Origin of the sequence: Micromonospora palomenae (genome assembly GCF_007829925.1) — a bacterium.
Classification (GTDB): Bacteria; Actinomycetota; Actinomycetes; order Mycobacteriales; family Micromonosporaceae; genus Micromonospora; species Micromonospora purpureochromogenes.
The window spans coordinates 416930-442007 of sequence record NZ_VIXA01000002.1; the positions used below are offsets into that span (position 1 = coordinate 416930).

At 72.8% G+C, this 25078-nt stretch carries 26 protein-coding genes and 1 tRNA gene; 6 read left to right on the top strand and 21 right to left on the bottom strand.

Annotated features, from left to right (window positions below):
• Positions 1 to 29: 29 nt before the first annotated feature.
• Both FHX75_RS12835 and FHX75_RS12840 read left to right on the top strand, forming a co-directional pair.
• Complete coding sequence (locus FHX75_RS12835; protein ID WP_154939710.1) at positions 30 to 1667, top strand: glycoside hydrolase family 13 protein; 1638 nt, start codon at positions 30 to 32, stop codon at positions 1665 to 1667.
• 208 nt (positions 1668 to 1875) lie between these two features.
• The gene (locus FHX75_RS12840; RefSeq protein WP_154939712.1) at positions 1876 to 2247 is read left to right on the top strand and encodes a VOC family protein; all 372 of its coding nucleotides are present in this window, start codon (positions 1876 to 1878) and stop codon (positions 2245 to 2247) included.
• Between the two features lie 4 nt (positions 2248 to 2251).
• On the opposite strand, the gene FHX75_RS12845 is transcribed toward FHX75_RS12840, so the two are convergent.
• The 6 genes from FHX75_RS12845 to FHX75_RS12870 form a co-directional block, all read right to left on the bottom strand.
• Positions 2252 to 2698 (bottom strand): hypothetical protein, encoded by a 447-nt coding sequence (locus FHX75_RS12845; RefSeq protein ID WP_154939714.1) that lies wholly within the window; start codon positions 2696 to 2698, stop codon positions 2252 to 2254.
• Positions 2699 to 2796: 98 nt separating this feature from the next.
• Entirely contained in the window at positions 2797 to 3165 is a 369-nt protein-coding gene (locus FHX75_RS12850; RefSeq protein ID WP_154939716.1) for a GntR family transcriptional regulator, read from the bottom strand.
• Between the two features lies 1 nt (position 3166).
• A complete protein-coding gene (locus tag FHX75_RS12855; protein WP_154939718.1) occupies positions 3167 to 4102 on the bottom strand; it encodes a YihY/virulence factor BrkB family protein in 936 nt (311 codons plus the stop codon).
• Between the two features lie 55 nt (positions 4103 to 4157).
• A complete protein-coding gene (locus FHX75_RS12860) occupies positions 4158 to 4703 on the bottom strand; it encodes a 2'-5' RNA ligase family protein (RefSeq protein WP_246157988.1) in 546 nt (181 codons plus the stop codon).
• A gap of 43 nt (positions 4704 to 4746) precedes the next feature.
• A complete protein-coding gene (gene trpS / locus FHX75_RS12865; protein ID WP_154939722.1) occupies positions 4747 to 5772 on the bottom strand; it encodes a tryptophan--tRNA ligase in 1026 nt (341 codons plus the stop codon).
• Between the two features lie 33 nt (positions 5773 to 5805).
• Positions 5806 to 6819 (bottom strand): hemolysin family protein, encoded by a 1014-nt coding sequence (locus tag FHX75_RS12870; RefSeq protein WP_154939724.1) that lies wholly within the window; start codon positions 6817 to 6819, stop codon positions 5806 to 5808.
• A 229-nt stretch (positions 6820 to 7048) separates the two neighbouring features.
• On the opposite strand from FHX75_RS12870, the gene galE reads away from it, so the two are divergent.
• Both galE and galK read left to right on the top strand, forming a co-directional pair.
• On the top strand, positions 7049 to 7978 hold the full coding sequence (galE, locus tag FHX75_RS12875; protein WP_246158277.1) for a UDP-glucose 4-epimerase GalE: 930 nt from the start codon (positions 7049 to 7051) through the stop codon (positions 7976 to 7978).
• Positions 7975 to 9171 carry a galactokinase gene (gene galK, locus FHX75_RS12880; protein ID WP_154939728.1) on the top strand — a complete coding sequence of 399 codons (1197 nt, stop codon included), beginning with the start codon at positions 7975 to 7977 and terminating at the stop codon, positions 9169 to 9171. The genes galE and galK overlap by 4 nt, the downstream gene beginning before the upstream one ends.
• A gap of 128 nt (positions 9172 to 9299) precedes the next feature.
• Here the strand turns inward: galK and cysN are convergent, their stop codons facing one another.
• The 9 genes from cysN to FHX75_RS12925 all read right to left on the bottom strand — a co-directional run bounded on the left by cysN (position 9300) and on the right by FHX75_RS12925 (position 17935).
• Positions 9300 to 10628, bottom strand: coding sequence for a sulfate adenylyltransferase subunit CysN (cysN, locus tag FHX75_RS12885; protein ID WP_154939730.1), 1329 nt, complete (start codon positions 10626 to 10628; stop codon positions 9300 to 9302).
• Positions 10628 to 11542: a sulfate adenylyltransferase subunit CysD gene (gene cysD / locus FHX75_RS12890; RefSeq protein ID WP_154939732.1), complete on the bottom strand. Its 915-nt coding sequence runs from the start codon at positions 11540 to 11542 to the stop codon at positions 10628 to 10630. The genes cysN and cysD overlap by 1 nt, the downstream gene beginning before the upstream one ends.
• Positions 11543 to 11621: 79 nt before the next feature.
• Positions 11622 to 12440: an inositol monophosphatase family protein gene (locus tag FHX75_RS12895; protein ID WP_154941949.1), complete on the bottom strand. Its 819-nt coding sequence runs from the start codon at positions 12438 to 12440 to the stop codon at positions 11622 to 11624.
• A gap of 117 nt (positions 12441 to 12557) precedes the next feature.
• Positions 12558 to 13148, bottom strand: a complete 591-nt coding sequence (gene pth, locus FHX75_RS12900) for an aminoacyl-tRNA hydrolase (RefSeq protein WP_088964062.1) — start codon at positions 13146 to 13148, stop codon at positions 12558 to 12560.
• A gap of 142 nt (positions 13149 to 13290) precedes the next feature.
• Positions 13291 to 13998 (bottom strand): 50S ribosomal protein L25/general stress protein Ctc, encoded by a 708-nt coding sequence (locus FHX75_RS12905; protein WP_154939734.1) that lies wholly within the window; start codon positions 13996 to 13998, stop codon positions 13291 to 13293.
• 286 nt (positions 13999 to 14284) lie between these two features.
• Positions 14285 to 15265: a ribose-phosphate diphosphokinase gene (locus tag FHX75_RS12910; RefSeq protein ID WP_154939736.1), complete on the bottom strand. Its 981-nt coding sequence runs from the start codon at positions 15263 to 15265 to the stop codon at positions 14285 to 14287.
• Between the two features lie 51 nt (positions 15266 to 15316).
• The gene (glmU, locus tag FHX75_RS12915; protein ID WP_154939738.1) at positions 15317 to 16846 is read right to left on the bottom strand and encodes a bifunctional UDP-N-acetylglucosamine diphosphorylase/glucosamine-1-phosphate N-acetyltransferase GlmU; all 1530 of its coding nucleotides are present in this window, start codon (positions 16844 to 16846) and stop codon (positions 15317 to 15319) included.
• A 101-nt stretch (positions 16847 to 16947) separates the two neighbouring features.
• Positions 16948 to 17019, bottom strand: a tRNA-Gln gene (locus FHX75_RS12920).
• Between the two features lie 46 nt (positions 17020 to 17065).
• Positions 17066 to 17935 carry a helix-turn-helix domain-containing protein gene (locus FHX75_RS12925; RefSeq protein ID WP_246157990.1) on the bottom strand — a complete coding sequence of 290 codons (870 nt, stop codon included), beginning with the start codon at positions 17933 to 17935 and terminating at the stop codon, positions 17066 to 17068.
• 81 nt (positions 17936 to 18016) lie between these two features.
• Here FHX75_RS12925 and FHX75_RS12930 point away from each other — a divergent pair, with 81 nt between their 5' ends.
• Both FHX75_RS12930 and FHX75_RS12935 read left to right on the top strand, forming a co-directional pair.
• Positions 18017 to 18973 carry an acyl-CoA desaturase gene (locus tag FHX75_RS12930; RefSeq protein WP_154939740.1) on the top strand — a complete coding sequence of 319 codons (957 nt, stop codon included), beginning with the start codon at positions 18017 to 18019 and terminating at the stop codon, positions 18971 to 18973.
• A gap of 117 nt (positions 18974 to 19090) precedes the next feature.
• Positions 19091 to 19771 carry a TetR/AcrR family transcriptional regulator gene (locus FHX75_RS12935; protein WP_154941951.1) on the top strand — a complete coding sequence of 227 codons (681 nt, stop codon included), beginning with the start codon at positions 19091 to 19093 and terminating at the stop codon, positions 19769 to 19771.
• A 12-nt stretch (positions 19772 to 19783) separates the two neighbouring features.
• On the opposite strand, the gene FHX75_RS12940 is transcribed toward FHX75_RS12935, so the two are convergent.
• From FHX75_RS12940 to rsmA, 6 genes are all read right to left on the bottom strand, one after another.
• The gene (locus FHX75_RS12940; protein ID WP_154939742.1) at positions 19784 to 20260 is read right to left on the bottom strand and encodes a DUF4383 domain-containing protein; all 477 of its coding nucleotides are present in this window, start codon (positions 20258 to 20260) and stop codon (positions 19784 to 19786) included.
• Positions 20261 to 20412: 152 nt separating this feature from the next.
• The gene (locus FHX75_RS12945; protein WP_154939744.1) at positions 20413 to 20868 is read right to left on the bottom strand and encodes a DUF4383 domain-containing protein; all 456 of its coding nucleotides are present in this window, start codon (positions 20866 to 20868) and stop codon (positions 20413 to 20415) included.
• Positions 20869 to 20983: 115 nt separating this feature from the next.
• Positions 20984 to 22786: an ABC-F family ATP-binding cassette domain-containing protein gene (locus tag FHX75_RS12950; RefSeq protein ID WP_154939746.1), complete on the bottom strand. Its 1803-nt coding sequence runs from the start codon at positions 22784 to 22786 to the stop codon at positions 20984 to 20986.
• A 294-nt stretch (positions 22787 to 23080) separates the two neighbouring features.
• A complete protein-coding gene (locus tag FHX75_RS12955; RefSeq protein ID WP_154939749.1) occupies positions 23081 to 24034 on the bottom strand; it encodes a 4-(cytidine 5'-diphospho)-2-C-methyl-D-erythritol kinase in 954 nt (317 codons plus the stop codon).
• Positions 24031 to 24171: a hypothetical protein gene (locus FHX75_RS12960; RefSeq protein ID WP_210775075.1), complete on the bottom strand. Its 141-nt coding sequence runs from the start codon at positions 24169 to 24171 to the stop codon at positions 24031 to 24033. Before FHX75_RS12960 ends, FHX75_RS12955 begins: the two co-directional genes overlap by 4 nt.
• Before the next feature lie 9 nt (positions 24172 to 24180).
• A complete protein-coding gene (gene rsmA / locus FHX75_RS12965) occupies positions 24181 to 25050 on the bottom strand; it encodes a 16S rRNA (adenine(1518)-N(6)/adenine(1519)-N(6))-dimethyltransferase RsmA (protein WP_154939751.1) in 870 nt (289 codons plus the stop codon).
• Positions 25051 to 25078: the final 28 nt, after the last annotated feature.

Genomic DNA, 25078 nt, shown 5'->3' on the forward strand with positions numbered 1-25078 from the left:
CCCGAGCAACAGAACGGGGATCGTCACCGATGACCGACGCCACCAACCCGGCACCGCCGGCCGCCGACGCCGACTGGTGGCGGTCCGCGGTCGTCTACCAGGTCTACGTCCGCAGCTTCGCCGACGCCGACGGCGACGGCGTCGGCGACCTCCGGGGCATCCGGGAGCGGCTGCCGTACCTGCGCGACCTCGGGGTCGACGCGCTCTGGCTGACCCCCTTCTACACCTCGCCGCAGGTCGACGCCGGCTACGACGTCGCCGACTACCGCGATGTCGACCCGCTGTTCGGCACGCTCACCGACTTCGACGCGATGATCACCGACGCGCACGCCCTCGGGCTGCGGATCATCGTCGACCTGGTGCCCAACCACACCTCCAGCGCGCACCCCTGGTTCCAGGCCGCGCTGGCCGCCGGCCCGGGCTCGCCGGAGCGGGAGCTCTACCTCTTCGCCGACGGCAAGGGCGAGCACGGCGAGCTGCCCCCGAACGACTGGGAGAGCATCTTCGGCGGCCCGGCCTGGACCCGGGTGCCGGACGGCCAGTGGTACCTGCACCTGTTCGACCCGGCCCAGCCCGACCTGAACTGGCGGCACCCGCGGGTGCGCGCCGAGTTCGAGGACGTGCTCCGCTTCTGGCTGGACCGCGGCGTCGACGGGTTCCGGATCGACGTGGCGCACGGGATGATCAAGGCCGAGGGGCTGCCGGACGTCGGCTTCAGCTCGATGACCACCGGCCAGCGCCAGTCCGAGCTGCTCGGCAAGGGCCGCCTGCCCTACTTCGACCAGGACGAGGTGCACGAGATCTACCGCGCCTGGCGGCCGATCCTGGACAGCTACCCGGGCGGCCGGATGGCGGTGGCCGAGGCGTGGGCGGAGACCCCGCAGCGGCTGGCCCGCTACATCGGCCCGGACGAGCTGCACCAGGCGTTCAGCTTCGACTTCCTCGACGCCACCTGGTCGGCCGACTCGTTCCGCAAGGTCATCGACACCGCGCTGGCCGAGTCCACCATCGTCGGCGCCCCGACCACCTGGGTGCTGTCCAACCACGACCGGCAGCGGCACGTCACCCGGTACGGCGACGGCGAGGTCGGCCTGCGCCGGGCCCGGGCCGCCGCCCTGCTGATGCTGGCCCTGCCCGGCTGCGCCTACGTCTACCAGGGCGAGGAGCTGGGCCTGCCGGAGGTGCTGGACCTCCCCGACGGGCTGCGCCAGGATCCGGCGTTCCTGCGTACCGGGGAGAGCCGCGACGGTTGCCGGGTGCCGATCCCGTGGAGCGGCGAGCTGGCCCCGTACGGCTTCGGCCCGGAGGGCAGCGAACTGAGCTGGCTGCCGGCCCCGGGGACCTGGCGTGCCCTCTCGGTGGCCGCCCAGACCGGCATCGCCGGCTCCACCCTGGAGCTGTACCGCGCCGCGCTGCGGATCCGGCACGAGCACCCGGCGCTGGCCGGCACGACCGGCGGGGTGACCTGGCTGGAGGGCGGGCCCGGCATGCTCGCCTTCAGCCGCACCGGCGGCGGGACCACGCTGACCTGCGTGGTCAACATCAGCGGCGCGCCGGCCCTCGTCGAGGGGTACGGCCGGCCGCTGGTCGCCAGCGAGGACCTCACCGAGCAGGGATCGGGTCATCTCCTGCCGGTGGACGCAGCTGCGTGGTTCGAACGGCGCTGAGCCGGGTAACCCGCCATTGACCTGGTCGTCCGTTGTGCCCCGCGCCGACGGGCGACTGGGCCTGCCGACCCCTTGTGGTGGGGGGTGAGGTGGCACCGGCGCCTCGGGGAGTTCCCCGGGGCGCCGGTGTCCGTTCGGCCCGGCCCCGCGCCACGTGTCGGTTCCGCGCGCAGCGGGTACCGGGTGGGCAAACCCCCGGAGGTGTCCGATGGCGCTGCACGTCGCGCAGTACACCCTCGACGTCACCGACCTCGACCTGATGGCCGGCTTCTGGTCGGCGGCGCTCGGCTACCGGGTGGAGCGCGGTGACGACGGCAACGCCAAGCTCCACCCCACCCCCGACCGGCCGGCCGGCGCCCCGACGGTCTGGCTCCAGGCCTCCGGCACCCCCAAGCGGGGCAAGAACCGGCTGCACCTGGACCTGGTCGCCGACGACGGGGACCCGCAGGCGGAGGTACGGCGGCTGCTCGCGCTGGGCGCCCGGTGCGCCGACGTCGGCCAGTCCGGTGACGAGGGCTTCGTCGTACTGGCCGACCCGGAGGGCAACGAGTTCTGCGTGCTGGACGGCCCGCCGCGCTGACGGGTCAGCGGCCCTTGCGCCGCAGCAGCTCGGAGATCCGCTCGAAGCCGGCCCGCAGCTCGTCCTCGCTGGGTGCGGGCTGCGGCGAGACCGGGTGCTCGGCCCGCGCGGCCGCCTGCTCCAGCTCCTCGTCGATCACGTCCTCGAAGTCCCCGTAGAGGTCGGACTCGTCGATCCGGGCCGACTCGTCCTCGGCGGCGATCTGCGCGGCGGCGATCTCGCCGCGCACCTCCTCGGCCGACAACGCCGGCACCAGCGGCTCGACCACCGCCATCAGCTGCTCCTCGGCCACCACCGCCTCGGCCAGGGCCAGGGCGTGCGGGCGCTCGTACGGGCCGCAGACCACCGGCTCCCACTCCGCGGGGTCGCCGAGCGGGCCGAACGTGATGATCCACGGCAGGCCGAGCATCGGCGAGTCGTCCGGCAGGTCCAACGTCACGAGTGCGCCCACGCGCTCATCATGGCCGGTCACAGCGGAAAGGTGAGTGGCATTTGCGGCAACTGCCGGTTCGCGCATCGGTCGGTTTCCTGACCTGTTCGTCCGTCGACTCAGCCCGGGCGGGCGGCGTCGAGAGCGGCGCGGACCAGGGCGAGTGCCCGATCCGGCGGCACGCCCAGCCGCACCGCCTCGTCGGCGTACCGGGCCGCCGCCCGCTGCAACCGGTCGGTCGCGTCGTCGCGGCCCGGCGCGACGTACGTCCCGTGCCGCCCCCGGGTCTCCAGCAGCCCGGCCGCCTCCAGCTCCCGGTACGCCCGCGCCACGGTGTTGGCCGCCAGCCCCAGCTCGGCGGCGAACTGGCGCACCGGCGGCAGCCGGGTGCCCACCGGCAGCCGCCCGTCGCCGACCATCGCGGCCAACTGCCCGCGCACCTGCTCGTACGGGGGCACCGCCGAGCCCGGGTCGATCTCGATCAGCACGTCAGCCCGCCCCTCCCGGGGTCCCCGGATCGGTGTCCGGATCCGTCTCGACGTCGAGGTCCGCCGGGACGGGCCCGTCGGAGAGGTCGACCACCCGCCCGTGCCGGCTGGTCGCGGCGAGCGCCGCGCCGAAGAGCACCAGCTGGTTGAGCAGGTACAGGTAGAGCAGCAGCCCGACCGCGCCGGCCACCACCGTGTACGCCGGGTTCCGCTCGGTGCGCACCACGTAGTAGCGCCCGACGGTGTTGAGCAGCGTGATGCCCACCGCGACGATCAGCACCACCGGCCGCAGCCGCCGGCGGCTCATCCGCAGCCGGGGCACCGCCACCAGCAGCGCCGTCGCCAGCACCGCGTTGACCACCACGCTGAGCGCCGCGCTGATCGTGGTCAGCCCGACCGAGCCGGTGGCCCGCAGCAGGAAGCGCAGCAGGGACTCCAGGGCGTCGACGGCCGCCACCGAGAGGCCGAGCATCACGAAGACCAGCACCAGCACGCCCAGGTCGACCAGGCGGCGCACCACCAGGTTGCCGGGCTGCTGGTTGAAGCCGTACATCAGCCGCTGCGAGGAGCGGATCGCCTCCACCCAGCCGATCCCGGTGAAGACCAGGATGACCAGGCCGATCACCCCGACGGTGTTGCTGCTCTCGGCGATCTGCCCGGGGTCGAGGAACGGCAGGTTCTCCCGCAGGAAGTCGGCCGCGGCGTCGCTGACCTCGTCGTTGTCCTCCAGGATCGCCCCGAAGATCGAGTACGCCACCAGGGCGAGCGCGAAGACCGCGAAGAAGCCGTAGTAGGCGATCGCCGCGGCCAGCCGCCCGCCCAGCACGTTCGTGTAGAGGTCGATGGCGCGCCAGAGGTGGTCGAAGCGGGGCCACCGGTGCCGTGCCGTGGTGAACCGGCGGTCGATCCCGCCCGTCAGCCGGCCCCACGCGTCCACCACGTCATCCTCGCCGATCTCCCGCCGCGGGGCGGGCCTGTGGCCACCGGCCCGGTCAGCCGCCGAGCCGGAAGTCCCGGCGGGGTTGCCACCGGGTCGCACCGCTGTGCGAGAAGAGCGTGAACGAGTCCACCTCGAACATGGCCGAGAAGTCGGCCAGGTCCTCGTACGCCCGGTCCAGCGCCTCGGGGGCGACGTCCTGCGCGACGGTGACGTGCGGGTGGTACGGGAAGCGGGCCTCCCGGTGCAGCTCGGGTGCGGCGTTGATGGCGGCGGCGAGCAGCTCGCACTCGCTGATCCCGGCGGCCACCGTCACGAACACCACCTGGGTCACCGGCCGGAACGTGCCCGTGCCCCGCAGGTGCAGGGTGAACGGCAGGTGCCGGGCGGCCACCCGGCTCAGGTGCTCCTCGACCGCCGGCAGCGCCGCCACCGGGATCTCGGTGGGCCCGAGCAGCGTCACGTGCGCCGGGACCACCTGCGGGTCGCCGGACTCGGCCCGGCGCCGGGTGAGCATGCCGCCCCACGGCTCCGGGACGTCCACCGCGATCCCGATCTGGATGGTGCCGCCGTCCACCGGCGCCCCGTCCCTGCGATCCACGCTCCGCGCCACCCCTCCACCCGTACCCGTCGGCCCGGAGCCGCTACTCGAAGCGGACCGGGGGGAAGAACCCGATCCGGTCGTACGCGGCGCGCAGCGTCGGCGCGGCGACCGCGCGGGCCTTCTCGGCGCCGGCGGCGAGCAGCTTGTCCAGCTGCGCCGGGTCGTCGAGGTAGGCGCGGGTGCGCTCCTGGATCGGGGTGACGAACTCCCGGACCACCTCGCCGAGGTCCTTCTTGAGGTCGCCGTAGCCCTTGCCGGCGTACGCGACGACCAGGTCGTCGATGCTCCGGCCGGAGAGCGCCGAGTAGATGGTCAGCAGGTTGGAGATGCCCGGCTTGGTCTCGGTGTCGAAGACGATCTCGCGGCCGGTGTCGGTGACCGCGGAGCGGATCTTCTTGGCCGAGCGGGCCGGCTCCTCCAGCAGGTCGATGATGCCGGCCGGCGAGGACGACGACTTGGACATCTTCGCCGTCGGGTCCTGCAGGTCGGTGATCTTCGCGGTGTCCTTGACGATGTGCGGGGCGGGCACCGTGAAGGTCGGGCCGAACAGCGAGTTGAACCGCTGCGCCAGGTCGCGGGAGAGCTCCAGGTGCTGGCGCTGGTCCTCGCCGACGGGCACCGCGTTGGCCTGGTAGAGCAGGATGTCGGCGGCCTGCAGGATCGGGTACGTGAAGAGGCCGACGCTGGCCCGCTCGCTGCCCTGCTTCTGCGACTTGTCCTTGAACTGCGTCATCCGGCTGGCCTCGCCGAAACCGGTGATGCAGCCGAGCACCCAGGCCAGCTGCGAGTGCTCGGGCACCTGCGACTGGACGAACAGGGTGCTGCGCTCCGGGTCGATCCCCACCGCGAAGAGCTGCGCGGCGGCCACCCGGGAGCGCTGCTTCAGCACGGCCGGGTCGTGCCCCGCGGTGATCGCGTGCAGGTCGACCACGCAGTAGAACGCGTCGTGGGTCTCCTGCAGCGCCACCCAGTGCCGCACCGCGCCGAGATAGTTGCCGAGGTGGAACGAGTCGGCCGTCGGCTGGATGCCGGAGAAGACGCGCGGGCGGGCGGGAACGTCGGACATGACGGCAATTCTGTCAGCAACGCCCGGCGTACGTCATGACGGGCCGGCGGGTCGGCTCGCCGCCGGCCCGGCGGGGGTGGTGACCTCGCGCCGCTGCTCGGGCAGGCGCGCCGCGGAGACCGCGACCCGGGACACCCGGCGCCCCTCCAGGGCCAGCACCCGCAGCAGCCAGCCGTCGACCGGCTCGTCCGGCGCCTCGGCGTCGACCGGGGACACCGGCACCTCGTCGCCGGCCACCGGCAGCCGGCCGAGCGCCGCCATCAGGTAGCCGCCGACCGTCTCGTACGGCCCGACGGGCAGCGGCACCCCGGTGCGCTCGGCGAAGTCGGCGAGGTTGAGCCGGCCGTCCACCACGGCGGGCAGGCCCGCGTGCGCGGGCTCGGGGTCGCCGTCGTACTCGTCGTGGATCTCCCCGACCAGCTCCTCGATCAGGTCCTCACACGTGACGATGCCGGCGGTGCCGCCGTACTCGTCGACCACCACCGCCAGGTGGTGTCCCTCCTTGCGCATCTCGGTCAGCGCGGCGAGCACCCGCTTGCTGCCGGGCAGCTGTTTGACCTCGCGCGTCAGCTCGCCGACGGTGGTGCACGGGTCGAGGTCGGGGCGGAGCAGCACGTCCCGCAGGTGCACGAAGCCGACCACGTCGTCCTGGGTGCCGTCGACCACCGGGTAGCGGGTGTGCGTCTCGGCCCGGACCACCCGCTCGGCCTCGGCGATGGTCAGCCCGGCGGAGAGGAAGACGACCTCGGTGCGGGGCATCATCACCTCGCGGACCAGGCTCGCGCCGGCCACCAGCACCTCGTCGATGATCCGCCGCTCGTCCGGGTGGAGCCGGGTGTTGGCCGCGACGAGGTCGCGCAGCTCGTCCTCGCTGATCCGCTCCCGACCGGCCGCCGGGCTGGCGCCGAGCAGGTCGGTGACGAGGCGGGTGGCGCCGTCGGCGGCCCGGACGACGAGCCGGGCCACCGTCCGGGCGATCGGCCCGGGCCGGCGTCGGGGCCGCCCCGACGCGCGTCGACGCAGCCCGGGACCGCCCGCTTCCCGCATGGAAAAGATGGTAAGGCTGCGCGTCACCGCCGACCGGCGATGTTCGGATCTGTTCAGTCGTGAAGGTTTATGATGGAATGAGCCGGGGCCGTGACGCTGAGCGCGGGCACAGCGTACGGCCGTAGGGTGATCACGAACGGCCGCGACGGGACGCGGCCAGGCAGGAGGACCCGACGTGAAACTGCTCGTCACCGGCGGCGCCGGCTTCATCGGCAGCGTGGTGACCCGGATGCTGCTCGACAACGGCCACGACGTGACGGTCCTCGACGACCTGCGCACCGGCCACCGGGCCGCGCTCGCGCCGGACGCCACCCACGTCGAGCTGCCCGTCCACGAGGCCGCCCGGGTGCTCACCCCGGAGGCCGGCTTCGACGGGGTGCTGCACTTCGCCGCGCTGATCGCCGCCGGCGAGTCGATGGTCCGCCCGGAGCTGTACTGGCACGCCAACACGGTCAGCTCGATCGCCCTGATCGACGCCGTCCGCGCCGCCCGGGTGCCCCGGCTGGTCTTCTCCTCCACCGCCGCCGTCTACGGCAACCCGACCGAGCTGCCCATCCCGGAGACCGCGGTCAAGGCCCCCACCAACACGTACGGGGCCACCAAGCTCGCCGTCGACATGGCGCTCACCTCCGAGGCGATCGCCCACGACCTGGCCGCCGTCTCGCTGCGCTACTTCAACGTCGCCGGGGCGTACCTCCGCGACGACCTGGCGATCGGCGAACGGCACGACCCGGAGACCCACCTGATCCCGATTGCGCTGGACGTCGCCGCCGGCCGGCGGGAGAAGCTCCAGCTCTTCGGCGACGACTACCCCACCGTCGACGGCACCTGCGTGCGCGACTACATCCACGTGGCGGACCTGGCCCGAGCCCACCTGCTGGCGCTCAGCGCCGCCGTGCCCGGCCGGCACCGGATCTACAACCTGGGCAACGGCAACGGCTTCACCAACCGCCAGGTGGTCGACGTGGTCCGCGAGGTCACCGGCCACCCGCTGCCGGTGGAGATCGCGCCGCGCCGCGAGGGCGACCCGGCCGAGCTGGTCGCCTCCTCCGCGCTGGCCCGCGAGGAACTGGGCTGGACGCCGGAGAAGCCGACCCTGCACGACATGGTCGGCGACGCCTGGGCCTTCTACCGCGCGCACGTGCTGGGGCAGCGATGACCTCGGCCGCGCAGACCGCGCCACCCGGGGCCGCGTCGGGCGACGTCGCGGCCCGCGCCGCCGCCGGCTTCCACGCCGCGTACGGCGAGCCGCCCGCCGGCCGCTGGGCGGCTCCCGGCCGGGCCAACCTGATCGGCGAACACACGGACTACAACGACGGCTTCGTGCTCCCCTTCGCGCTGACCCTGCGGACCGTGGTCGCCGCCGCCCCGCAGCCCGGTGAGCGGTGGACGGTCCGGTCGGAACTCTCCGCCGAGGCCGTGGAGTTCGGCGCCGACGAGGTCGACGAGCCGGGCCGGGTCACCGGCTGGGCGGCGTACGTGGCCGGGATCGTCTGGGCGCTGCGCGCGGCCGGGTACGACGTGCCCGGTGCCCGGCTGGCGATCGCCTCCGACGTGCCGGTGGGCTCCGGTCTCTCCTCCTCGGCGGCCATCGAGGCGGCGGTGCTCGCCGCCCTGGTCGATTTGGGCGGGCTGGACCTGCCCGCCGAGAAGCAGCCGCGGCTGGCCCAGCGGGCCGAGAACGCCTACGTCGGCGCGCCGACCGGGATCATGGACCAGTCCGCGGTGATCCGCTGCCGCGAGGGGCACGCCCTCTTCCTGGACTGCCGCACCGAGGCCGTCGAACACATCCCGTTCGACCTCGACGCCGCCGGGCTGGCCGTGCTCGTCATCGACAGCCGCGCCCCGCACCGGCACGCCGACGGCGAGTACGCCTCCCGCCGCGCCGCCTGCGAACGGGCGGCCGCGCTGCTCGGGGTGCCGGCGCTGCGGGACGTGCCGGTCGCCGACCTCGACGCCGCGCTGGCCCGGCTCGACGACGACGAGATCCGCCGTCGGGTCCGGCACGTGGTGACCGAGGACCAGCGGGTGCTGGACACCGTCGACCTGCTCCGCGCCGGCCGGGTACGCGAGATCGGCCCGCTGCTCACCGCCTCGCACGCCTCCATGCGGGACGACTTCGAGATCACCGTCCCGGAGATCGACACCGCGGTCGAGGCGGCCCTGGCGGCCGGCGCGCTCGGCGCCCGGATGACCGGCGGCGGCTTCGGCGGCTGCGTCCTCGCCCTGGTCGACGCCGACCGGGCCGAAGCCGTGGCCCACGCCGTCACGGACGCCTACGCCGAGCGCGGCTTCCCCGCCCCCGCCCACGTCACGGTCCTCCCCGCCCCCGGCGCCACCCGCCTCGACTGACCCCCGCCCCGTCTCGCCCCGCCCCGTCGACGTCGGGGCCCACTTACAGAGAAAGAGTGGCTATCCACGGTGGAATAGCCACTCTTTCTCTGTAAGTGCGTCCGGCCGACCCGGGGAGGCGGGGTCGGTCAGGCGGTGTCGACGATCATGCCGGCGGCGACGGTGCGGTTGGTGGTCTCGTCGATGATGACGAAGCCGCCGGTGGTGCGGTTGCGGCGGTACTCGTCGGCGAGCAGGGGCACGGTGGTGCGCAGCCGCACCCGGCCGATCTCGTTGAGCTTCAGCTCGCCGGCCGCCTCGTCCCGGTGCAGGGTGTTGATGTCCAGCCGGTAGTGCAGCCCGCGGACGATCGCCCGGGCCGACCGGGTGGTGTGCTTGATCGCGTACTTGCCGCCGACCTGGAGCGGGCGGGTCTCGTCCATCCAGCAGACCATCGCCTCGATGTCCTGCGAGACCGCCGGCGAGTTGTTCGGCCGGCAGATCATGTCGCCCCGCGAGATGTCGATCTCGTCTTCCAGGCGGACGGTCACCGACATCGGCGGGAACGCCTCGGCCACCGGGCCGTCCGCCGTCTCCACGGAGGCGATCCGGCTGGTGAAGCCGGAGGGCAGCACCATCACCTCGTCCCCCGGCTTGAGCACGCCCGAGGCCACCTGACCGGCGTAGCCGCGGTAGTCGGTGACGGTGGTGGACTGCGGACGGATCACGTACTGCACCGGGAACCGCACGTCGACCAGGTTGCGGTCGGAGGCGATGTGCACCCGCTCCAGGTGGTGCAGCAGCGACGGGCCCTCGTACCAGGGCATGTTCTCCGAGCGGGTGACGATGTTGTCGCCCCTGAGCGCGGAGATCGGCACCACGGTCAGGTCCGGCACGTCGAGCTTCGCGGCGAACGCGGTGAACTCGTCGGCGATCCGCTCGAAGACCTCCTGCGAGTAGTCGACCAGGTCCATCTTGTTCACGCAGAGGACCAGGTGCGGCACCCGCAGCAGCGAGCAGAGGAAGGCGTGCCGGCGGGACTGCTCGACCAGGCCCTTGCGGGCGTCCACCAGGATCAGCGCCAGGTCGGCGGTGGAGGCGCCGGTGACCATGTTCCGGGTGTACTGGATGTGCCCCGGGGTGTCGGCGATGATGAACTTCCGCCGGGGGGTGGCGAAGTAGCGGTACGCCACGTCGATGGTGATGCCCTGCTCCCGCTCGGCGCGCAGGCCGTCGGTGAGCAGCGCCAGGTTGGTGTACTCGTCGCCCCGGGCGGCGCTGACCGCCTCGACGGCGGCGAGCTGGTCGGTGAAGAGCGACTTGGTGTCGTACAGCAGGCGGCCGATCAGGGTGGACTTGCCGTCGTCGACGCTGCCGGCGGTGGCGAAGCGCAGCAGGTCCATCGGCCGGGCCTCCGGCCCGGCCCCGGTGGCGGCGCGGCTGTCCGCCGCGCCTCCGGCGATGGTCTCGGTGCTCATCAGAAGTAGCCCTCCCGCTTGCGGTCCTCCATGGCGGCCTCGCTGACCCGGTCGTCGCCGCGGGTCGCGCCGCGCTCGGTGATCCGGGTGGCGGCCACCTCCTCGATCACCTTCTCCACCGTGTCGGCGTCCGAGCGGACGGCCGCGGTGCAGGAGGCGTCGCCCACGGTGCGGTAGCGCACCCGGGCCTTGAACCGCTCCTCCCCCGCGCGGGGGCGGAAGAACTCGTTCACCGCGTAGAGCATGCCGTCGCGCTCGACCACCTCGCGCTCGTGCGCGTAGTAGATCGAGGGCAGCGGGATGCGTTCGCGGGCGATGTAGTGCCAGACGTCCAGCTCGGTCCAGTTGGAGAGCGGGAAGACCCGGATCGACTCGCCCGGGTGGTGCCGGCCGTTGTAGAGCGACCACAGCTCGGGGCGCTGGTTCTTCGGGTCCCACTGGCCGAACTCGTCGCGGAAGCTGAACACCCGCTCCTTGGCCCGGGCCTTCTCCTCGTCCCGCCGGGCGCCGCCGAAGAGGGCGTCGAAGCGGTGCTTCTCCACCGCGTCCAGCAGCACCGGGGTCTGGATCCGGTTGCGCATGCCGTCGCCGGACTCGCGGACCATGCCGCTGGCCAGGGCCTCCGGCACGCTGGCCACGATCAGGTGCAGGCCCAGCTCGGCGACCCGCTGGTCGCGGTACTCCAGGACCTCGGGGAAGTTGTGCCCGGTGTCCACGTGCATGACCGGGAAGGGGATGTTGGCCGGGGCGAACGCCTTCTGGGCCAACCGGAGCATGACGATGGAGTCCTTGCCGCCGGAGAAGAGCAGCACCGGGCGCTCCATCTCCGCGACCACCTCGCGCATCACGAAGATGCTCTCCGCCTCGAGCGCGTCGAGGTGGGAGACCTGGTAGAAGCGGGCGGGGGCGGTCATGACACGGTCTCGATCGGCGCGGATCCGCTCATGGATTCCAGACCTTTCCGGTCGGATACATCAAGAACAAGCGCTCAGGCTACCCGGAATGTCTCTGCAGCGCTGCAAGCAACCGAGTGGCGAGATCCTTGCGGCAGACCAGCAGGTCCGGCAGCCGCGGATCCGCCTCGTTGTATTTCAGCGCAGAACCGTCGATCCGGGAAGCGTGCAGGCCGGTGGCCGTCGCCACAGCGACCGGGGCGGCCGAGTCCCACTCGTACTGGCCACCGGCGTGGATGTAGGCGTCCACCTCACCGGTCACCACCGCGGCGATCTTCGCACCGGCCGAACCCATCGGCACCAGGTGCGCGCCCACGTCCTCCGCCAGGTCGCTCAGGAACACCGGCGGCCGGCTCCGGCTCGCCGCCAGGCGCAGCGTCCGCCCGCCACCCGCGGTCGCCGCCTCCAACGTCATCGGCGGGTACGCCGGCGGGTAGTCCGTGCCGAGCACCCGGTGCTGCGCCGGCAGCCCCACCGCCCCGGCCACCAGCCCGTGCGGCGTCGGCGCGTTGCGCGCCCAGAGCGCCACGTGCACCGCCCAGTCCGAGCGCCCCTCCTCGGAGAACTCCCGGGTGCCGTCCAGCGGGTCGACGATCCACACCCGGTCGGCGGTCAGTCGGGACACCGCCCCCGGGTTCACCTCCGCCGCCCAGGCCAGCCGCGAGCCCTCGTCCTCCTCCGACAGGACCGCGTCGCCGGGCCGCCACCGGGCCAGCTCGGTACGGATCAGGTCGTGCGAGACCTTGTCCCCGGCCGACTTCAGCGCGCCCGCGTCGGCGAACCCCATCTCGGCCCGCAAGCCCAGCAACGCCTGCCCGGCCCGCGCCGCCAGCCACCGGGCGAACGCGCCGTCGATCATCGGAGGACTGCCCACGTACCACTCCCGTCGCCTCGCCGCGATCCGGGTCGCGGGTCGCGGCACGCCAGAAGGCGCAGACTACCGGCCGGGGCGGCCCGTTCCCGGTACGCCCCGCCCTCAGGCCCCGTGGTACGCGTTCTGCGTCGGCTCCACGCCCTTGGTGACCACCGACTCCACCACGTCCGCCGCCCGGTCCACCAGGAACTCCAGCTCCTTGCGCTCCGCAGCGCCGAAATCCGACAGTACGTAGTCCGCCGGGTCCTGCCGCCCCGGCGGGCGGCCGATGCCGAACCGCACCCGGACGTACTCCTTCGTCCCCAGCGACTTCGACATCGAGCGCAGGCCGTTGTGCCCGCCCTCGCCGCCGCCGATCTTTATGCGCAGCTGGCCGTACGGGATGTCCAGCTCGTCGTGCACCGCGATCACCCGCTCGGCGGGGATCTTGTGGAACTGGGCCAGCGCCACCACCGGACCGCCCGAGAGGTTCATGTACGTCAGCGGCTTGACCAGCACCAGCTTCGGCCCACCGAACCCCAGCCGCCCCTCGGCGACCTCCGCCACCGCCCGCTTGTGCCGGCCGAACTTCGCGCCCACCCGGCCCGCCAGCAGGTCGGCGACCATGAAACCGACGTTGTGCCGGTTACCGGCGTACTCCCGACCGGGGTTGCCCAGGCCGACCACCAGCCACGGCCCCGCCTCGTCCGTCACGTCCCGTCCCTCCCGCTCGGCACAACACCGCCGTCATCGTCCCGCCTCGCCCGTCGGCGCCGTCGGGCAGCACCGTGTCCCGATACGCCGACAGGCGCCCCCGCTGTCCGCCGGGAGCGCCTGCCGTAAACGATCGAACCGATCAGGCCTCGGTCTTGGCCTCGGCGCTCTCCTCGCCACCAGCGGCGGCCGGCTCGCCGGCCTCGGCGCCCTCGGACGACTCGGCGGTCTCCTCGCCGACCCCGGCCTCGACCTCCTCGTCGGCCACCTCGACCTCGGGCAGGGTCGCCTCGAGCTGCTCGGCGGTCGGGGCGGCGGTCACCGAGGCGACCGTCTGGTCCGCGTCGGCGGCCAGCTCGACGCCGGCCGGCAGCTGCACGTCGGCGGCGGTCACCTGGGTGCCGGCCTCCATGCCCTCGATCGAGGCCTCCAGGTGGTCCGGCACCTTGGTGGCGTCGGCGGTCACCGAGAGGGTGTCGTGGTCGTGCACGATCAGGGTGTCCTTGGCGGCCTCGCCGGTCAGCTGGACCGGGACCTCGACGGTGACCTTCTCGCCCCGGCGGACCAGCAGCAGGTCGACGTGCTCGAAGGTGTCCTTGATCGGGTCACGCTGGATCGCCTTCGGCAGCGCCAGCACCTGGGTGCCGTCGCTGACCTCGATCGCGAAGAGCTGGTTCGCGCCGCCCTTGCGGATCGCGGCCGCGAACTCGCGGGCCGGGAGCGCGATGTGCTTGGGCTTCTCGCCGTGGCCGTACAGCACGGCGGGCACCTTGCCGGCCCGGCGGGTACGACGGGCACCACCCTTGCCGAACTCGGTACGGGGCTCGGCGCTGATCTTTACCTCGGACACGGGGAAACTCCTGATGCTTTCGCTACGGCGGCTTGTCGTCTTGCGGTGCTGGGGCGAGGGGCTCGCTGGGGCTCATGCGTCATGAACGACTGCCCGGAGCACCGCGTCGATGACGGTGCCTCCGTGCGGTGCTTTTCAGCGGCCCGCCGGGCACCCTCGCCGTGGCAACCGCACCAGTCTACCCGAGGTGATTCCGAGGTGTCCGGCAGTCCCCTCATCACCGCCCCGCCAGCGCGTCGGCCGGCGGGAACGGTGCCCCGCCGGGGTCACCGCCGCGGCGTCGCGCTCAGCTCAGGCCGCCGAAGAGGGTGGTCACCGACCCGTCGTCGAAGACCTCGCGGATCGCCCGGGCCAGCAGCGGCGCGATCGACAGCACGGTGAGCTTGTCGAGCTGCTTCTCCGGCGGGAGCGGCAGCGTGTTGGTCACCACGATCTCGCTGATCGGGCTGTTCTTCAGCCGCTCGGTCGCCGGGTCGGACAGCAGGGCGTGGGTGGAGGCGACGACGATCTCCGCCGCACCCGACTCCTTGAGGATGTCGGCGGCCTTGCTGATCGTGCCACCCGTGTCGATCATGTCGTCGACGATCAGGCAGACCCGACCCTCGACCTCACCGACCACCCGGTTCGCCACCACCTGGTTCGGCTTCAGCGGGTCCCGGGTCTTGTGGATGAACGCCAGCGGGCAGCCGCCCAGCCGGTCGGTCCACCGCTCGGCCACCCGCACCCGGCCGGAGTCCGGCGCGACCACCGTCATCGGCCGGCCGGCGTACTTGTGCTCCACGTACTCGGCCAGCACGTCCATCGCGAAGAGGTGGTCCACCGGGCCGTCGAAGAAGCCCTGGATCTGCGCGGTGTGCAGGTCGACCGTGAGGATCCGGTTCGCGCCGGCGGTCTTCAGCAGGTCGGCCACCAGCCGGGCCGAGATCGGCTCCCGACCCCGGTGCTTCTTGTCCTGCCGGGCGTACGGGTAGAACGGCAGCACCACGGTGATCCGCTTGGCCGAACCGCGCTTCAGCGCGTCGATCATGATCAGGGTCTCCATGACCCAGGTGTTCACCCCGTGCGTGACGGACTGCACCACGAAGGCGTCCGAACCGCGCACCGAGTCCTTGTAGCGCACGAAGATCTCGCCGTTGGCGAACTCGTACGCGTCGGAAGGCGTCGGCGCGACGCCGAGCACCTCACCGATCTCCTTGGCCAGCTCCGGAAAGCCACGTCCGGAAAAGAGCATCAGGCTCTTGCGGTTTTCGGCGACGATGCTGCCCATGGGCCCGTCTGCTCCCGTTGGTCGGTGGTTCCCGGCGGCGGAAGCCGGGGACTATTCGGTTGCAGTATCCCCCGCAGCCGACGGCCGTCCCACGGTCTCGGCGTCCCCGTGGATTGCCTCACCTTCCCTTGCGACCGGGCCACCGGCCGACGCACCCTCCGCCAGCGCCCGCTCCGCCGCCGCGGCCGACACCGTGCCGGCCCGCTTGCGGGCCACCCAGCCCTCGATGCTGCGCTGCGGGGCCCGGGTCACCCCGAGCGCGCCCGGCGGCACGTCCTGCGAGATCGCGCTGCCCGCCGCCACGTACGCCCCCGCGCCCACCTCGACCGGCGCGATCAGGCTGGTGTCGCAGCCGATGAAGGCCGCCTCGCCCACCACGGTGCGGTGCTTGTTCACCCCGTCGTAGTTCACGAAGATCGTCGCCGCGCCGATGTTGGCCTTCGCCCCGATCGTCGCGTCACCCACGTACGACAGGTGCGGCACCTTGGCGCCCGGGCCGACCTCGGAGTTCTTCACCTCGACGAACGTGCCGACCTTCGACTTCTCGGCCAGGCGGGCGGCCGGGCGCAGGTACGCGTACGGCCCCACGCTGGCCCCCGGGCCCACCTCGGCGCCCACCGCGTGGCTGCGCAGCACGGTCGCCGCCGCCCCCACCACGGTGTCGATCAGCGTCACGTCCGGCCCGACGACGGCCTGCGCGCCGACCACCGTCGTGCCCCGCAGCTGGGTGTTCTGGTCGATCACCGCGTCCCGCTCCACGGTGGCGGTGACGTCGATCCAGGTGGTGTCCGGGTCGAGGATGCTCACCCCGGTCCGCATCCACGCCTCGTTGACCCGGTCGCGCAGCAGCCGGCGCAGCCCCGCCAGCTCCACCCGGTCGTTGCAGCCCAGCGTCTCGACGTGGTCCGCGGCGACGTGCACGCCCACCGGCTCCCCGGCCGAGACGAGCAGGCCGAAGACGTCGGTGAGGTACTCCTCGCCCTGGTCGTTGTCGGTGGAGAGCTTGCCCAGCGCGTCCCGCAGCCGCACCGCGTCGAACGCGTAGATGCCGGCGTTGATCTCCCGCAGCGCGCGCTGCGCCGGGGTCGCGTCCCGCTCCTCGACGATCTGCTCCAGCCGCCCCGCGGCGTCCCGCACGATCCGGCCCAGGCCGGTCGGGTCGGGCACCTCGGCGGCGAGCACGGTCGCCGCCGCGCCCTCGCCCTCGTGCGCCGCCACCAGCGCGGCCACCGTCTCGGCGCGCAGCAGCGGGACGTCCCCGTTGATCACGACCACCGTGCCGGAGGCCTCCGGCACCGCCTCCAACGCGATCCGCACGGCGTGCCCGGTGCCGAGCTGCTGCGCCTGGAGGACCGGGGTGGCGTCCGGGGCGATCTCGGTCAGGTGCGCCCGGACCTGCTCGGCCCCGTGACCGACCACCACCACGGTGCGGTCGGCGGCCAGCGGCGCGGCCGCGGTCAGCACGTGACCGAGCAGCGTACGACCGAGCAGTGGGTGCAGCACCTTGGGCAGCGCCGACTTCATCCGCTTGCCCTCACCGGCGGCGAGCACGACGACGGTACGGAGGTGGGGCTGGGGCACGACGTGGCTCCCGTCGGGAAGGCGACAGTCTCGCGGCCATGCTAACCAGACTGCGGGGCAGTTAGTCCCATACCCCACGTGCGGCGCGATATCGGAGAAGGCTCGGCCGCCAGGGTTCGAACCTGAAACACGGGTACCAAAGACCCGGGTGTTGCCAATTACACCACGGCCGATTGTGACGCAAGACAGCTTAGCGCCTCCCTCTCAGCGACCCCACCCCTACGTGATCGCTGCACCGAGCCCTGCGACGAGACCCTCGATCCTCCAGTACAGCTCTCGGCTCCGCGGCACATCGATGACCAGGCAGCCGTGGTACTCCTCCTGGGTGTTGTAGCGGATCGTCGGCCGATGGCGCTTCAGCGTCGGCCGCTGAAATCGGGTGGCCGGTAGCTGGAGTGTGTGGACCCACCACTGCTCGGCAGCGGCGACATCGGCGGACTCGTGAATGCTCATCCGGTACGTCGGCATGTTTCGGTCGACTCCGCACGTTTCAAGGAAGCGGAGGAACAGCCCGAGCAGGCGGGCATCGCTGTTGACGAACTGAACGTGGTCCTGACGTCGCCAGGGCTTCGACTTGGATCCCTCGCACCAGTAGATCGCCGCACCCAGGAGCAGCAGATCCCGTTCCGTCAGCGCACCCACCACGCCGGCCGCCGCCCGATGCGTGGCAGCCTGCGCCTCGTCCCGCGCCGCGCGGTGGGCGGCCCACCGGGCGTCCGTCATCACCTTCGAGTGCGCCCGGCGTCGTGCCGCCGTCTCCTCGTCGGCGTCGAGCGGCAGGTGCCTGATCCACTGGTACGCGGTCGAATTGGCCACGCCGAGCCGCTGGGCGATGTCGTTCACCGAGCAGCCCTGACCCCGCAGCTCCACCGCCTCCGCCCGCAACCCGTCCTTGGCGTTGGGCCGCCGGGTCCACTCCGGCGGCGGCACCCCGCGCAGCAGCTCGTGCACCCGGTTGCGGCCGAGACCGGTCCGGGCCCGGATCTGGCGGACGGACAGCTTCTCCTCGGCACGCAGGCGGCGCACCTCATCGGCGGTCGGATCACTCACGGCAGGGAACTTAGAACAGGCGTACGACAGGTCCTTCATTCATGTCCGCAACTGTTCACTCCATCGGGGCGGAGCCCTAAGTTACGGTGACGTAGGCGTATATCTGCGCTGGGAGGTGCCATGTCGACCGTGACGGACGAGAGTGCCACCGGGCCGAAGCCACTCACCCAGGGCCCGCAGTCCACGGGCATCCTGATCGCGCTGTGGGCCTTCGTGGTCGTACCCTTCCTGGCCCTGCTCGCCGCCGTCCCGGTCGCCTGGGGCGGCTGGCTGAGCGGCACGGACCTGGCCATCGCGGCCTTCTGGTACCTGCTCTCCGGGCTGGGCATCACCATCGGCTACCACCGGTACTTCACCCACGGCTCGTTCAAGGCACCACGGCCGGTGCGGGTGGCGTTGGCGGTGGCGGGCTCGTTCGCCGTGCAGGGCGAGATCATCCAGTGGGTCGCCGACCACCGCCGGCACCATGCCTTCTCCGACGCCGAGGGTGACCCGCACTCGCCGTGGCGCTACGGCGAGAGCGTCCGCGGGCTGGCCCGGGGCCTGTTCCACGCTCACGTGGGCTGGCTGTTCGGCCGGGAGCTGTCCAACCGGGCCCGGTTCGCCCCGGACCTGCTGGCCGACCGCGACACCCGTCGGGTGGACCGGCTCTTCCCGCTGCTGGTGGTGGTCTCGGTGCTCGGGCCGGCGGTGATGGGCGGGCTGGCGACCTGGTCCTGGTCCGGGGCGTGGACGGCGCTCTTCTGGGGCGGTCTGGTCCGCATCGCGTTGCTGCACCACGTGACCTGGTCGATCAACTCGGTCTGCCACGTCTACGGCGAGCGGCCGTTCGCGGTGCGGCAGGGCGACCGGGCGTCGAACTTCTGGCCGCTGGCGCTCCTGTCGTTCGGCGAGAGCTGGCACAACCTGCACCACGCCGACCCGACGAGCGCGCGCCACGGCGTGCTGCGCGGTCAGGTGGACATCTCCGCCCGGGTGATCTGGCTGCTGGAGAAGGCCGGTGCGGCGCGGGACGTCCGCTGGCCGAAACCGGAGCGGATCGCCGCCAAGCTGGTGAAGCCGGCCGCACGCCGCTGAAACCGGGCGATGCCCGCGGAGGTTACCTGGCAGTATGGCCGGGTGACCGAGGCAGACGGGCACGGCGGCAGGAACATCCCACGACAGGGCGTCACCGAGCGCCGGCGAGGTGACGAGATGGCGGACGAGGCCACCGACGGACGGCGGCGGGCGGCGGGCGCGGCGGCTGCCGTGAAGCCCACCTCCCGGGTACGCATGTCCGCGGCGCAGCGGCGGGAGCAACTGATCTCGATCGGCCGGCAGATCTTCGCCGAGCGTGGTTTCGACGCCACCTCCATCGAGGAGGTGGCGTCGCGGGCCAAGGTGTCCAAGCCGGTGATCTACGAGCACTTCGGCGGCAAGGAGGGCCTCTACGCGGTGGTGGTCGACCGCGAGGTGCGCGCCCTGCTGGACCGGATCACCACGGCATTGACCGCCGGGCACCCGCGCGAGCTGCTGGAGCAGGCGGCGCTGGCGCTGCTCACCTACATCGAGGAGGAGACCAGCGGGTTCCGGGTGCTGGTCCGGGAGTCGCCGCTGATGGCGGCGACGGGGAACTTCAGCAGCGTGATGAACGACGTCGGGCACCAGGTGGAGCACATCCTGGCGGCCGAGTTCTCCACCCGGGGGTACGACCCGAAGCTGGCCGAGCTCTACTCGCAGGCCCTGGTCGGGATGGTGGCGTTGACGGGCCGCTGGTGGCTGGAGGTGCGCAAGCCGCGCAAGGAGACGGTGGCGGCGCACCTGGTGAACCTGTCCTGGAACGGGCTGTCCCACCTGGAGGCGAAGCCGGGTCTGATCACCCGAAAGCGGGCCTGACCGCCGGCCGGTTCAGCGGGCGCCGGCCTCGGAGATCGGGTGTTGCCGGCGGCGGCGCTCCTCTTCGGCGTGCTCGTCCGTGCCGACCTTGTCGTAGAGGCCGGTGGCGAGCAGCAGCAGGCCGAAGAGCATCGACACGATCACCGTGGACATGGAGAAGTTCAGGAAGTTCACGGTGGTCTGCAGGACGGACATCATGGCGAGGCTGGTGACCATGAAGACCGCTCCGGCGGTCAGGTTCATGTAGTGCCCGAGGTTGCTGCGCCGGGACGCCCCGATCATCAGCACGATCCCGAAGACCACGGAGACCAGCGAGAACGCCAGGTTGGTGCGGAGCCCGAGCGCCCAGTTGGGCCCCCGGTCGAAGAGCGGCTGCCCCCAGGTCTCGAAGACGCCCCAGACGCCGAAGACCAGGATGTAGAGCCCGATCAGCCCGGCGATGACCCGGTACAGCGGGCGCGCCGGATGGTTCACCGGAAAGTGCGCCATTGACCCCTCCGTCCGAGAAGACCTCTTTCCGGAGGATTCTCCCTCAGACCGGATCCGCCGTCCGGCAAACAGCCGGGCAGCCGCGCCTGACGAAAGATCCCGCCCCGCCCGGGAGCAAGCCACGGACGAAGCGGGATCACGCAACCAGAGGTTCAGAGCACCAGGCGGGCCTTCTCGAAGGCTTCCTTCTCCTCGTCGGTGCCGACCTTGCCGTACATGCCGGCCATCAGCAGGACGAGGCTGAGCGTCAGCACCACGATCACGGTGAGGATGCTGAAGTTGCCGATGTTGGCGTCGGTCTGCAGGAACGCCAGCTCGGCCAGGCCGAGCACCATCAGGCCGTAGGCCATGAACTGGTTGATCGCCACGTCGAGGTTGCGGCCGATCACGGTGCCGGCCAGCACGACGATGCCGAGCAGGATGCTCAGCAGCGAGAATCCGAGGTTCGTCCCCTGACCCAGGACCTTGGTGTCATCCTGGGCGAAGAGGTCGTTGCCGGCGCTCGCGATGACGCCGAGCACACCGAAGACCACCAGGTACAGACCAACGAGCCCGCCGATCGCCCGGTAGATCGGCCGCGCGGGGTGGTTGACGGGGGTATGGGCCATGTCTGAGTCTCCAACGCCGTGGGGATGAGAGAGGTCGACGACGATTGTCCCGCACGCCGGGATGTGACGCCGCACACGGCCCCCGTCTCGTGGCGGGACGGGCGCGCGGCGGCGGTCAGACCGGCGGGATCTCGTCGGCCAGGGTGAGCCAGGTCTCCTCGGTCCGCTCGCGCTCGGCGCGTACCTCCTTGAGCTGCGCGTCGAGTTCGGCGACCTTGGCGTAGTCGGTGGCGTGCGCGGCGAGCTGGTCGAGCAGCCCGGTCTCCTTCTGTTCCAGCTTGGCGATCTGCCGTTCCAGCCGGCTCAGCTCCTTGCGGGCCTGCCGGGCCTCGGCGGCGGACATGCCGGTCGGGGCCGCGGCGCCCGGGGCGGCCGTGGGAGCCGCCGGGATCCGCGCCGGCTCCGCGCCGCCGGCCCGCGACAGGTACTCGTCGACCCCGCCGGGCAGGTGCACCAGCCGGCCGTCGCCGAACATGCCGTACGCGACGTCGGTGACCCGCTCGATCAGGTAACGGTCGTGGCTGGCCACGATGATCGTCCCGGGCCAGGAGTCGAGCAGGTCCTCCAGCGCGGCCAGGGTGTCGGTGTCCAGGTCGTTGGTGGGCTCGTCGAACAGGAGCACGTTGGGCTCGCCGGCGAGCAGCCGGAGCATCTGCAACCGGCGGCGCTCCCCGCCAGAGAGGTCGCTGACCGGCGTCCAGAGCCGCCGGTCGTCGAAGCCGAAGATCTCGGCGAGCTGGGCGGCGGAGATCTCCCGGTCACCGAGCTGCACCCGGCGGGCGATCTCCTCGACGGCTTCCAGGACCCGCAGGTGGCCCGGGAGTTCGGCAAGCTCCTGCGACAGGAACGCGGGCCGCACGGTGGAGCCGGTGTGGAACCGGCCGCCGTCGGGGCGGGTGACGCCGGCGAGCATCCGCAGCAGGGTGGTCTTGCCGGCGCCGTTGCGGCCGAGGATGGCGATCCGGTCACCGGGGCCGACCTGCCAGGTGGTGTCGTGCAGGATCTCCTTCGGGCCGGCGTCCAGGCGGACGTGCTCCAGGTCGTACACCTGCTTGCCGAGCCGGGCGGTGGCGAGCCGTTGCAGCGACATGGTGTCGCGCGGCGGCGGGACGTCGGCGATGAGCGCGTTGGCCGCGTCGATCCGGAACCGCGGCTTGGAGGTACGGGCGGGCGGGCCGCGGCGCAGCCAGGCGATCTCCTTGCGGAGCAGGTTCTGCCGGCGGGCCTCGGTGGCCGCGGCGACCCGCTCCCGCTCGACGCGGGCGAGGGTCCAGGCGGCGAAGCCGCCCTCGTAGGCGCGGACGGCCTGGTCGCCGACCTCCCAGGTGGTGGTGCAGACCGCGTCCAGGAACCACCGGTCGTGGGTGACCACGACCAGCGCGCCCTTGCGGCCGACCAGGTACTTCGCCAACCAGTCGACGCCGCCGACGTCGAGGTGGTTGGTGGGCTCGTCGAGGATCAGCAGGTCCGACTCGCGGACCAGCAGCGCGGCCAGCGCGACCCGGCGCCGCTCGCCGCCGGACATCGGGCCGACGGGCTGGTCGAGGCCGAGGTGCGGCATGCCGAGGCCGTCGAGGATGGCGCGGACGCCGGCGTCGCCGGCCCACTCGTGTTCGGCGCCCATGCTCTGGCCGAGCCAGGCGGTGCCGAGCACCACGTCCCGGACGGTGGCCTCGGGGGTGAGGGTGAGGCTCTGCGGCAGCCAGAGGACCCGCAGGTCGCGGCGGTGGGTCACCCGGCCGTCGTCCGGTTCCTCCTGCTTGGTGAGCAGCCGCAGCAGGGTGGACTTGCCGGCGCCGTTGAGGCCGACCACGCCGATCCGGTCGGCGTCGTCGAGGCCGAGCGAGACGTCGGTGAGCAGCGGCCCGGCAGCGCCGTACCCCTTGGACACCCGGTCCAGGTTGACGATGTTGGCCACGACCTCACCTCCCATGATCAAGGCGTCCCGGTGCCGGCTGGCACCTGGGGACGCCTGACCTCCAAGGGTACGCGGACCGCCCGGCCACCCGCCCCGCGCGCCTGCGGTCGGGGCGCTGCCCTGCACAGGGGTCCCAACGGCCGCCCCGGCCCGGCGCGCACGATCAACTCCGGGTCGCCGGAACGGGGGTGTCCCCGCCACCTGGATACCCCGATGTCGCCGACCTGGAGTCGATCTTGCGAGCGCAACGCGCCGTGTCGGCGCCCGAGGTGTCGGGGGCGCGGGGCGCGCCGGTCAGGTGATGCGGGCTCCGGCGACCGGCCCGTGGGCGACCCGGGCCTCCCGGCAGACCTCGGCCGCCTCCAGCTCGCCGGCGATCCGCTCGGCGTGGGCGGCGTCGGTGGCGAGGAAGACGCAGGTGGGGCCGGAGCCGGAGACGATGCCGGCCAGCGCGCCGGCCGCCTCGCCGGCCTTGAGGGTGTCGGCCAGCGACGGGCGCATCGCCAGTGCGGCGTCCTGGAGGTCGTTGCCGAGGGTGGCGGCGAGCACCCGGGGGTCGCGCTGGCGCAGCGCGGCGAGCAGCGCGTCGGTGCTGCCCAGCGGCTCACCGGCGCTGCCGGCGTCGCGGAGCCGGTCCAGCTCCCGGTAGGCCGCCGGGGTGGACAGGCCGCCGTCGGCGACGGCGACCACCCAGTGCCAGGAGGTGGGGCGGGCCAGCACCGGGCTGACCGCCTCGCCCCGGCCGGTGCCCAGCGCGGTGCCGCCGTGGATCAGGAAGGGCACGTCCGAACCGAGGTCGGCGGCGATGCCGGCCAGCTCGTCGCGGGACAGCCCGGTGCCCCAGAGCGCGTCGCAGGCGACCAGCGCCGCGGCCGCGTCGGCGCTGCCGCCGGCCAGGCCACCGGCGAGCGGGATCTGCTTGCGCAGGTGCAGCCGGGCGTGCGGCATCACCCCGGCGTACCCGGCGAGGGCGTGGGCGGCCCGGATCACCAGGTTGGTGTCGTCCAGGGCCAGCTCGCCGGCGCCCTCGCCCTCCATGGTCAGGGTGAGCGTGTCGCCCCGGCGGGCGGTGAGCTCGTCGTGGATGGAGATGGCGTGGTAGACGGTGTTCAGCTCGTGGTAGCCGTCGCGCCGCAACGGCCCCACCCCGAGGTGCAGGTTGACCTTCGCCGGCACCCGGACGCGGACCGGTCCGCTGGCGCCGCGCCGCTGCTGCTCGTCGTCGTCCGGTCGCCAGGCCTCGGTCACGGGGCGAGGTCCCGCCGGCGCGGGCGGATGTCGAACGGCTTCTCCACGATCAGCTCCTCGGCGGAGTCGGCGGCCGGCTCGCGGCGGCCGTCAACCAGGTCGTACGCGTACACGTGCGGCGTGCCCCCGGCGGACACGGCGCCAGCCTACTGCGCGGCGGGCGCGGCGGCCGGAGCCGACGCGGCGATGGCGGCGAACTGCTCCACGGTGAGTGACTCCCCGCGTGCGCCGGGGTCGACGCCGGCCGCCGTGAGCGCCGCGGCGGCCCGGTCGGCGCCGCCCGCCCAGCCGGCCAGCGCGGCGCGCAAAGTCTTGCGGCGCTGCGCGAACGCGGCGTCCACCACGGCGAAGACGCGTTCCCTTGGGACGTCGGCGCGGGGCGGTTCGCGGCGGGTGAAGGCGACCAGGCCGGAGTCGACGTTGGGCACCGGCCAGAACACGTTCGGTGGCACCTTGCCGGCGGCGCGGGCCCGGGAGTACCAGGCCAGCTTCACCGACGGGATGCCGTACACCTTGGAGCCGGGACCGGCGACGAGCCGGTCGGCGACCTCCTTCTGCACCATCACCAGGCCCTGCCGCAGGGTGGGCAGCTCGGCCAGCAGGTGCAGCACCACCGGCACCGCGACGTTGTAGGGCAGGTTCGCCACCAGCGCGGTCGGGGCCGGGTCGGCCAGGTCGGCGGCGCGGACCCGCAGCGCGTCGGCGTGGTGCACGGTGAGCCGGGCGGCGTCCGGGCCGGCGTGCCGGGCGGCGGTCTCCGGCAGCGCGTCGGCCAGCGTCCGGTCGATCTCCACGGCGTGCACGTGGGCGGCGACCGGCAGCAGGGCCAGGGTGAGCGAGCCGAGCCCCGGCCCGACCTCCAGCGCCACGTCGTCCGGGGCGAGCCCGGCGGCGGTGACGATCCGGCGGACCGTGTTCGGGTCGTGCACGAAGTTCTGGCCGAGCTTCTTGGTGGGGGCGACGCCCAGCCGGGCGGCCAGTTCCCGGATCTCCGCCGGGCCGAGGAGTCCGGTCACGCCCCGTAGCGTATCGGCGGGACCGGGC